Below are 9,378 nucleotides of genomic sequence, written 5' to 3' on the forward strand. Positions count from 1 at the left end.
TAACACATCCACCTGCATCGTAAGTTCACCGATCTTAGCCCGAGCCTCCTGCAACTCCTTCTCCAGCTCCTGCTCCCTCGTAGAGGGTCCGGACTGAAGTCCAGCCCGTCCACCAGCCAGGAATGCTTCACGCCACCTGTAATACAGACTCTGGGCCACGCCATGCCGCCGACAAACCTCGCTGATGTTCGCACCGGGCATCATGCCCTCGAGCACGATGTTCATCTTTTCGTCCACTGTCCACTTACGTCCCGGCATCACAAACACCTCTACTTCATCTTAACCCATCCCTTCTGTCTGGGTTGACTCTGGGGCAAGTATAGACCGCCTCACATCGTCGATACAGCTTAGTCGCCTATTGCATGGATGGATACTTCTTGTGGTAAAACAATATATATGAGCTCCTGCGTCTGTATTGTGTAAGGGAGGGTTATGTGTATGAGTCGAGCGAAGGCCAATGTTAACCCTCAAATGTTGGTTTGGGCACGAGGAGCTTCTGGATTTTCTGTGGACGAGGCCGCACGGAAACTTGGTATTTCTGTAGAAAAATTGAAAAAGTGGGAGAGCGGAGAAGACAAACCGACGTTTAAACAATTAGAACATATAGGTCACTTGTATCATAGGCCCACGGCCATGTTTTACTTGAAAGAACAACCTTCGAATCCGCCGACTATTCCTGATTTTAGAGTACCGTATGGTGAGGATGGAGACTCGTCTCCTGAGCTGCTGTATGAAATACGCCAAGCGTTTGAACGTCGGGAAACTGCCCTTGAATTGATGGAGGGACTCCAAGAGAAAAGTCAAGAATATCCAATCAAGGCGCATTTGCATGAATCGCCGGAGACCGTTGCAGCTAGGATTCGCGCTTTGATTGGAATCGGGATTGACGACCAACTTTCTTGGGGTACAGATAACGAGGCGTTGAACAAATGGATAGCGGCTATTGAAAGAATGGGAGTTCTCGTTTTCCATGCGACTAGGGTCCCAATAGAGCAGATGCGCGGATTTTCGATCACGGAACCTGTCTTGCCCGTAATAACAATAAACATTAAGGATTCCATAAGAGGAAGAATATTTACTTTATTTCATGAATTGACACATGTTGCACTTCGTAATGGAGGTATTTGTGATCTAAGGAGAACCTCCAATAGACATGATAGAGTTGAAATATTTTGTAATAATGTCGCAGGAGAGGTATTGGTTCCGCGGTATGCTTTGCTTGACGAAGAATTGGTCAAGGAGAAAAGGAAGAGTCTGATTTGGGCGGATTGGGAATTGAATCGATTGGCAAATCGATTCAAGGTGAGCCAGGAAGTGATTCTACGTCGATTGTTAGTACTTGGGCGAACAAGCCGGGAATTTTACGAAGAAAAAAGACGACTGTACGAAACAGAGTATTCTAGACAGCGCGAGAGAGGTAAAAAAGGCGGTTATATGCCATATGAGAAGAAAATTGTTAGGATGAACGGGAGGACATATACAGGGCTTGTACTTAGTGCATATCAAAACAATGTTATCGGACTATACGATGTGTCTACGTATTTAGGAGGGATAAAGCTTACTCACTTAGGTAAGATCGAGAATGAATTGGTCGGCCATTAACATGGGGAGGCGCGTAAGTTTTGTATTGCTTTGATACAAACGTCTTCATTAATTCATGGAGAACCGCTTATCCTCCGGATGTATTCAGTTCTTTTTGGGAGAAGATTGATTCTCTCATTCGCAAGGAAATGGTTATTGCTCCGACGCAAGTGTTATCTGAATTACAAAGGGGAGGCGACGATCTTTTCACTTGGGTGAAGGAGAGAGAGCACATATTCGTCGAGACAGATGAACATATAGAAGAGGTCGTATCTGACATTGTGAATACATATAGAGATAGATTCCTTCCAAAGACAGTACATGACGGAATCTGGGCCGATCCATATGTGATTGCTTTGGCAAAAGCCAAAAACGGCATTGTGGTCACTCAAGAGGCGTTGGTTGGCCCTAATCAGACAAAAATAAAAATACCAAATGTCTGTGTAGATTTGGGGATAAAATATATAAATACTATTGAATTGATTCGAAGGGAAGGATGGACTTTCTAAACGCCATCATTATATCGGTTCATCATACATACTTTTCGATGCACTCCGGCCCATCATTCCGAACGTTGCCGATCATCGGATTAACTGGGTACGCATACATCTCCTCATCGGTCGGTCGGAGCACGGACGTGACGATGTCGGGATCCGTCTACCGCGATCCAGCCAGATATCCTCGGCTTCGCGGCTGAGAATCACAGGCATGCGGTCGTGGATGTTGGCCATGAACCAGTTTGGCTCGCATGTGATGATGGTGCAGCTACTGATGGTCTCTCCGTTCGGTCCTCTCCACGTATCGTACAGACCAGCGAACGCGAATACCTCGCGTTTCTTCAGCCGAATCCGATATGGACGTTTCGTGTTCCGCTTGCCACTCAAAGAAGCCGTCTGCGGGAATCAGGCATCGCTTACGACTCACCAAGCGCTTGAATGTAGGCTTGGCCAACAGGGTCTCGTGCGCGCGTTGAATGTCTTGAATCGCGTGTTCGCGGTCTTCAGCCAGGTCGGAATCAGCCTCCAGCGCAACATCCCGATACGACGTTCATGTCCATCCGAAATAATCGCAACAACATCCTGGGCTGGTGCGATGTTGTACCGTGGCGGGATCCGGAATCCATTGTCCGTGATACCGAAATACTCAAGTACCTCTGACCAATCCTCGAATGTCTGCGTGAACCGTCCGCACATGGCATGTCACCTCAGTTGCAAGTATGCCCACACGGAATATAATACAGAACAAACGTTCGTATGCGCACTGGGAGTTGTGTCCATATGTCCCGGTTGGTTCAGCGGAAAATACAGGTGCGAAAAGATAGGAAGGGGGCATCCCGTAGCTTTTGTGAACCCTGGGCGTCGTCTGCGCGTGATGGAGATCTACGACTACTGGTGCGAATCGGGGCAATGGTGGGAGGGAGAGCCGGAGCATCATGTATTCAGGCTGATTGCGGACGATGGCGGATTTTATGACATCGAGGAAGTTGGGAAGGAGTGGTTTTTGTATCGAGTGTGGGACTAAATAGTCTAACTTTCGTGACATCGGTCCGATTCCTGCTCATGATGTCGGATCCCCGCATACTCCTTTGTACCCGCAGTTTCGGCACCACGGGCAGCACCCGCGCGTTTCCCTCATCTCAAAGCCGCACACATGGAAGATCGGCGCTTCTTCGTCATCACACCCACAGATGTCGGCGTAATGACATTTCTCTTTGCCGCAACGCCTCGCACATCATGCATCTTCCTCCAATGCCCACAACTCTTCTATATCAGACCTGGCCGGGGCAAACAATAAAAAACCATTGCTGATGAAGTGAGTGTCAATTCTTTGAAGTTGCAACGCCGCCTTTCCCGATAAATAAGCAGATGTACGAGCGTCCCTGTGTGCGGTTTGTGTGCGAACTCAGCCGCAATACTGGTCAGCGGATGGAAATCCGATTCAGAACCGAAAGCCCAAAATGCCTGTCATGGCGCGGAAAATGGCACTCATCGGAACTGGTTGGCATTCGGTGCAAGACGCTTCGGGGCTGCCTTACAAGCAGGGGGTCAGCGGTTCGAGCCCGTTACCGCCCACCATGAAAAACCTTGATATGACGGGGATTTTGAGGAACAGGCCACTCGCAAGAGTGGCCTGTCTTGCGAAATGGTGTACGTTTTGGTGTACATATCGATCACTAATCCCCGAATAACAGTGAATCTAATTTCGCGGCGGCGCTCTGTTGCATGGTAGGCAGGACGTGGCTGTACACGTCGAGCGTGGATGCTTGAATGACCCAATCGCTCAGACACGATTTTCGGGTTCTCGCCGGCCAACAGCAGCAGGGTGGCGCATGTATGCCGTAGGTCGTATAAAACGATGGCTGAGGGCAATCCTGCGGCTTTCAGGAGTGGGTTAAAGTGACGACTCCTGAGATTGTGCAGGTTAACTGGTTTTCCCTTCACTGTGATGAACACCATATCCCCCATTCCATGTCTGGGTTCCCATGCTTCAATCGTTCCTCCAGCTGCGTCTTCCTGTGTTCCCGCAAGATCTCAGAGACATTGTGGGTGAGCGGGATGGTACGCCGACTGGCCTTCGTCGTTGGTTCCTTGAGGCGCCATCCGTCAGATGTCTTCTCCAGTGAGTGTCGTACGTGAATCAAGCCCTTTTTCAGGTCCACGTCAGACCACTGCAGCCCTAGTGCCTCACTCGGCCGCAATCCTGTATCTAACAGCAGAGCAAAAAGGGGAAAGTATCGGTCATAAACCGCAGCGTCCAAGAAGCGTCGGCACTCCTCTACGGAAAGCGCGTGGATCTCCCGTTTCACCGACGCTTTCGGTCGTGGCAGCGGACAAGACAATCCAGGTGGAGGTGGACGTGGAGAGCGGCATGACAGTGCCGGTGCCGGAGAAAGCAAGGAGCGTGTGGGGATGAGCAGAGCGCTAGACGACATCAAGGACGCCCGTGGGAATGCGGCAGCCATCCTCTGCACCGGCGAATGATATAACACCTCACGAGTTCTCTGTGGTGAGCAAGAACATGAGCAGAAAGAGAATGCGACTTATGACCCTCCGAGATACCTAAGGGGTTGGATACAGGAGCGCAATGATCGTGAACGTTGTGAAGATAGGGACTCGTATGGGTGGGCCCAGTATTAAACGGGCGAACAGTATGAGAAAAGTCACCGCATATCTGGTCGTCGGATCCAATGGGTATCCACCTTCCGGTCACCTGCTCTGGATGAGGGTAGTCATCATGAGGTCGTACAAGTGAAACTGGACTAAACGGAGGCGATGGAGCAGCGAGTGCGACAATCTACGGCAACCGGGGTGCGGCGCTCGAATCGCTCATCAACCAGACCAACGAAGTCTACCGGGCACGCGGCTGGGCGGTGGTCACGAAAAGGCCGACACCCGTGGCCATCGTGCGGACGAAGGGCACGCGCATTCTGTCGGCTTACCTGGAGGCGAATTGTACAGTCGATAACGAAGGCGTCTACCAGGGTCACAGTTTGCAGTTTGAGGCTAAGAGCACGCGCGAGATGCGACGGTTTTCCGCTCGCGAACTTCCACGAACACCAAATCGAGCATATGCGGGCGTGTCTGGATCAAGGTGCCGTCGTATTCGCCATCGTGGAGTTTGCAAGGGACGACGAGCGATTGTATGTGCCAGGGAAGGTCATCCTGAACGCGTGGGACAGGTGGAAAGCAGGAGGAAAGGCCAGCATCCCGCGTGAGGACTTGGAGGTGCAGTGCTACAGCATACGGAGCAGTAGAGGCGTGGCAGTAGACTATCTGGCCGTAGTGAACGAGCTAATCCATCAGACGGCGTGAGAAAAAAAGACGCCCCTACATCGGGGCAGAAAGGGGTTAAGGGTGAAACACAGTTAGGACCCGGGTACAAACCCGGCCAGATCAGCGTATCACGCACATGAGGATGAGTCATTGCAAAAATGTTTCCAAGACAGAACGGGCCCCGTGGTAAGGGGCCAAGGAAGCAGAGTTACCCAAACCTTACTACAATGGGCGATAGGTTCAAATTATGATGAACCAGGAAACTACGGCAACCAGGCAAGTTTACTACTGCGAAGGTGGTAAGCGGGGTGGATACATTCGCATCAAGATGCTGTGGCGTTACCCCGACTGGTACTGCGGATATCTGCGGTCGCCGCGTGTACGATGGGCGACTCAAGAACTGGGCTCGCCTTGAACACGAGAAGCACCGACTGCAGGCCACTGTCGTGAGACTCGAGGAATATCTACGCATGCTCGATCGATACGCGGTCTACCGTAGCCCTGTACTCGACGGTATGCCACGCGGGAGTGGCGTGAGCGACAGTGTGAGCACTACCGTGGTGAAACAGTTGGAACGGAGAGAGCGGGACACACAACTGGAAGAGACGCGTCTGCGGTTAGCTGAGGTGGACATGGCATTGTCCGATATTGAGAGCCGGGTGGCGGAATTGAGCGAGAAGCACCAGGAAATCCTGCGGCTAATATACAGAGATCGGGTATCGTGGGAGTCCGTGTGTAGCATCGTGAAACTGGAGAAAAGCCAGGTTTATAGGGTGAGGGATACGGCGATAGAACTGCTCGAATGCGGGTGGTGGAGGGGATAAGCTGTATGCTGTTTATGGTATCCCCTAATCATTTCCACTATCGCGGTGCGCCTTGACCAGCCTGAGCATGGAAATATCCTTCGATGAGTCAATCCTGGATTGCGGGGACGCCTGCGCGACGGGCGGAGTGTTTTTGACGACTTGGCCCACCGCGCAGCCTGCATATGCATATCAACGGCTGGCCATAATTGTCACTGAAACCAATAAGAGGTGAGGAAAATAGAGGAACTTCCCACTGCGCTGAATCGTGTTAATACCCTTGTCAAGGGGTTCCTTGAACAAGAGCCAATGAACCACAATCCCTTGGAAATTCGGCTTCGTGCCGTGTTGGAAGAACAGGAGCGAATCCTTGCTCAGGCTATCCAGGTGGCAAGCAAAGTACCAATGGACTTAAACCAATTCCGCAACTTCATCTCAATCGTTTACCGTGATGATGAAGCAGCCCAATCTACTGTACGTGCGTGGATCAGGGCATCCAAATGGATGCATGCAAATACCATACAGCAACTTAAAGATGTGGAACAGACATTTATACAGATATTTCGCGAGTTAGAGCAAATGGCACCTATCATCGAAAAGATGTACGGAGACATGGACACAAAGTACATCGTTCCTATCGCATATCGCCGACGGGCACAGATACGGAGGGCATAAATGGTGTGGAAGAATGAACGGATCGACATAAACGTGTACTCACAAGGCGAGGTTGACCGATGGGTATACAGTACTTGCAACATTTGCTCTGTCGGATGTGGATGCTTTATTGCCGTAAAGGACAATAAAATTGTCGGAATCAAAGGAAACGGTAAACATCCTGTGAATCGGGGTCGACTCGGGCCAAAAGGCGAAAATCAGTGGTATGCGAATAACAGTCCGGATCGCCTTCTGACACCGCTTGTTCGCAATGCTTCGGGGAAGCTGGTGCCGACAACGTGGGATACTGCCATGGATTTGTTTGTGCAAAAGAGCAAAGAGGTGTTGAGCACGCTTGGTCCTGATGGGATCGCGATTTACTCCACCGGGCAGGGAGTTCTCGAGGACTATTATACGATCGCGAAGATCGGCCGAGCCGGCTTGCGCTCCCACTTGCTCGACGCCAATACCCGGCTTTGTACTGCCACGACTCAGTGGGCTTTGTTGGAATCCTTTGGGGTTGACGGTTCACCGGCAGGGTTCGAGGACCTGGATGTGACAGATACAATCATGTTGTTTGGCCATAATATTGCTGAAACAGGCACGGTTTTGTTTGAACGTATCATGTCCCGTAAACGTCGGGGGGAAAAGCCTTTTATTATTGTGGTCGATCCACGAAAGACATTGACAGCCGATGCAGCCGACCTTCATCTCCAACTTATCCCCGGATCCAATCTTGCACTATTAAACGGCATTCTGCATCTCATTCTGCAAAACGGTTGGATCGATAAAACGTTTATAGCAAACCATACGGTTGGGTTTGACGAAATGGCAAAATCCGTGGAGCCATGGAATTTGGACGTGACGGCGGAGGTGACTGGACTACCAAGGGGACAAATTATGAGAGCGGCAGAACAGCTCGGGAAAACCCCTTCGCTGGTTTCCACAACGCTTCAGGGAGCGTTTCAGAGTGCGGATGCGACATCGACGTGCATTGCAATCAATAACCTTCATTTGGTCCGAGGACTGATTGGTCGGCCAGGCTGCGGCCCTTTGCATATGGCTGGACAACCCAGTTCCTCCACCAACCGTACGGTTGGCGGGGTGGGATCTTACCCCGCAAACCGCAACCCCTCAAACCCGAAACATATCCAAGAAATGGCTGAACTTTGGAATGTAGAACCGTCTCATTTGGAGATTGGGCCCGAAAAAGATATTGAACACATGATCTATCTGATGGAAACGGGAAAACTGGGGCTCTTCTGGAATATACATACAAACCCGTTGGCATCGCTGCCAAACAGATGGCGTGCCCGGAAAGCATTGGAAAAGACGTTTGTTGTGGTTCAAGACGCATTTTTGACAGAAACAACCGAAGTAGCGGACATTGTTCTGCCAACAGCCATGTGGGGAGAAAAGGAGGGGTTGATGGAGAATGCGGATCGAATGCTGAATTTGTGTGAGATTGCCGTTCCACCTCCGAATGGAGTCAAAGCGGACTTCTATATACTTCTGGACTATGCCAAGCGAATGGGATTTACGGACAAGGACGGAAATCCTCTCATCCAATATACAACTCCAAGAGAATGCTTTGAGGAGTGGAAACGTGTCTCACGAGGGCGCCCGAGTGACATGACCGAAATGACGTATGAGAAAATTAAAGAGAAAAACGGCATACAGTGGCCTGCGAACAAACAAAGGCCGGACGGGACTCCCCGCTTATATGAGGATTTGGTCTTCCACACTCACGTGGATGATGCTCAATCGTTCGGCAAGGACCCAAATACGGGTAGAGAGCGCACCAAAGAGGAATTCGAACGTATCGGAGCCAATGGCAGGGCTATACTTTATGGACTGACGTACTATCCCCCTGCCGAACGACCGACACCCGAATTTCCGCTTTGGCTGACCACTGGGCGCATAGTATGGCACTGGCATACTAGAACAAAGACGGGGCGTTCGCCCAACCTGCATATGGCTGCACCACAGGGGTATGTGGAAATACACATGCAGGATGCTGAAAAGTTGTCTATCCTTCCTGGAGAAATGGTTCGAGTGGTTACCGCACGCGGAAGTATTGAAGTGCCTGCCAGGGTGGTTGATACAGTGCGGCCTGGTTTAGTGTTTGTGCCATTTCATTTTGGGAGTTGGACTCAAAACCAGTCTGCAAATGACCTAACGGTTGATTTTGTGGATCCTGTATCCAAACAACCGATATTCAAACAGTCTGCCTGCAGGGTTGAACCGGTTCGGAAGAAGTATAAGATGGCCCAAGGAGACACATTGGAGTCGGTGGCCGAAAAGCATGGAATAACAGTAGAAGAACTTCAATGGGCAAATAAAATGACTCCTCCATACCGTGCAGACGTAGGGCGTGAACTGGAGATACCATCGAAGGAGAATGTGGTTATCCCTCCGTACATGCCTTACCGGAATCTCGACACAAAACCACAGTTTCGCCAGTCAGAACGCGAGCGTCAAATAGTCCACACCTAGCGCCAACCTGCCTTGTGCGAGATGATTCCCCCAGAATCGAATGTGGGAGGGTTCTTGGTGACCAAGGCGGA

The 9,378-nt window shown here is 50.7% G+C and carries 9 protein-coding genes and 2 pseudogenes; 7 read left to right on the plus strand and 4 right to left on the minus strand.

Annotated features, from left to right (window positions below; genetic code table 11):
* Window positions 1-258: transposase (locus H522_RS0115990; RefSeq protein WP_026963082.1), on the minus strand; the 258-nt coding region annotated here is incomplete at its 3' end.
* Between the two features lie 180 nt (window positions 259-438).
* Between H522_RS0115990 and H522_RS0115995 the strand changes: the two genes are divergently transcribed.
* Window positions 439-1,602, plus strand: a complete 1,164-nt coding sequence (locus H522_RS0115995; protein ID WP_026963090.1) for a helix-turn-helix domain-containing protein — start codon at window positions 439-441, stop codon at window positions 1,600-1,602.
* A 20-nt stretch (window positions 1,603-1,622) separates the two neighbouring features.
* Window positions 1,623-2,090, plus strand: a complete 468-nt coding sequence (locus H522_RS0116000; protein WP_026963091.1) for a DUF4411 family protein — start codon at window positions 1,623-1,625, stop codon at window positions 2,088-2,090.
* 72 nt (window positions 2,091-2,162) lie between these two features.
* Here H522_RS0116000 and H522_RS22595 read toward each other — a convergent pair.
* A pseudogene (locus H522_RS22595) lies at window positions 2,163-2,774 on the minus strand (SOS response-associated peptidase).
* Here H522_RS22595 and H522_RS22420 point away from each other — a divergent pair.
* Window positions 2,773-3,102, plus strand: coding sequence for a DUF6504 family protein (locus H522_RS22420; RefSeq protein ID WP_342664418.1), 330 nt, complete (start codon window positions 2,773-2,775; stop codon window positions 3,100-3,102). The pseudogene H522_RS22595 and the gene H522_RS22420 overlap by 2 nt on opposite strands.
* A 524-nt stretch (window positions 3,103-3,626) precedes the next feature.
* Here the strand turns inward: H522_RS22420 and H522_RS22600 are convergent.
* Window positions 3,627-4,046, minus strand: a complete 420-nt coding sequence (locus H522_RS22600; protein WP_081412224.1) for a site-specific integrase — start codon at window positions 4,044-4,046, stop codon at window positions 3,627-3,629.
* A complete protein-coding gene (locus tag H522_RS21790) occupies window positions 4,019-4,339 on the minus strand; it encodes a site-specific integrase (RefSeq protein WP_026963093.1) in 321 nt (106 codons plus the stop codon). Before H522_RS21790 ends, H522_RS22600 begins: the two co-directional genes overlap by 28 nt.
* A gap of 534 nt (window positions 4,340-4,873) precedes the next feature.
* Here H522_RS21790 and H522_RS22605 point away from each other — a divergent pair.
* The 4 genes and pseudogenes from H522_RS22605 to H522_RS19995 form a co-directional block, all read left to right on the plus strand.
* Window positions 4,874-5,092: pseudogene (locus tag H522_RS22605) on the plus strand (Holliday junction resolvase RecU); the annotation flags it as partial.
* Window positions 5,079-5,393: a Holliday junction resolvase RecU gene (locus tag H522_RS22610; protein WP_051344370.1), complete on the plus strand. Its 315-nt coding sequence runs from the start codon at window positions 5,079-5,081 to the stop codon at window positions 5,391-5,393. The pseudogene H522_RS22605 and the gene H522_RS22610, both read left to right, overlap by 14 nt.
* 269 nt (window positions 5,394-5,662) lie before the next feature.
* Window positions 5,663-6,178 (plus strand): hypothetical protein, encoded by a 516-nt coding sequence (locus H522_RS0116025; RefSeq protein WP_026963094.1) that lies wholly within the window; start codon window positions 5,663-5,665, stop codon window positions 6,176-6,178.
* A gap of 654 nt (window positions 6,179-6,832) precedes the next feature.
* A complete protein-coding gene (locus tag H522_RS19995) occupies window positions 6,833-9,307 on the plus strand; it encodes a molybdopterin-dependent oxidoreductase (RefSeq protein WP_051344371.1) in 2,475 nt (824 codons plus the stop codon).
* Window positions 9,308-9,378 lie beyond the last annotated feature (71 nt).

The organism is Alicyclobacillus herbarius DSM 13609 (assembly GCF_000430585.1).
Classification (GTDB): Bacteria; Bacillota; Bacilli; order Alicyclobacillales; family Alicyclobacillaceae; genus Alicyclobacillus_G; species Alicyclobacillus_G herbarius.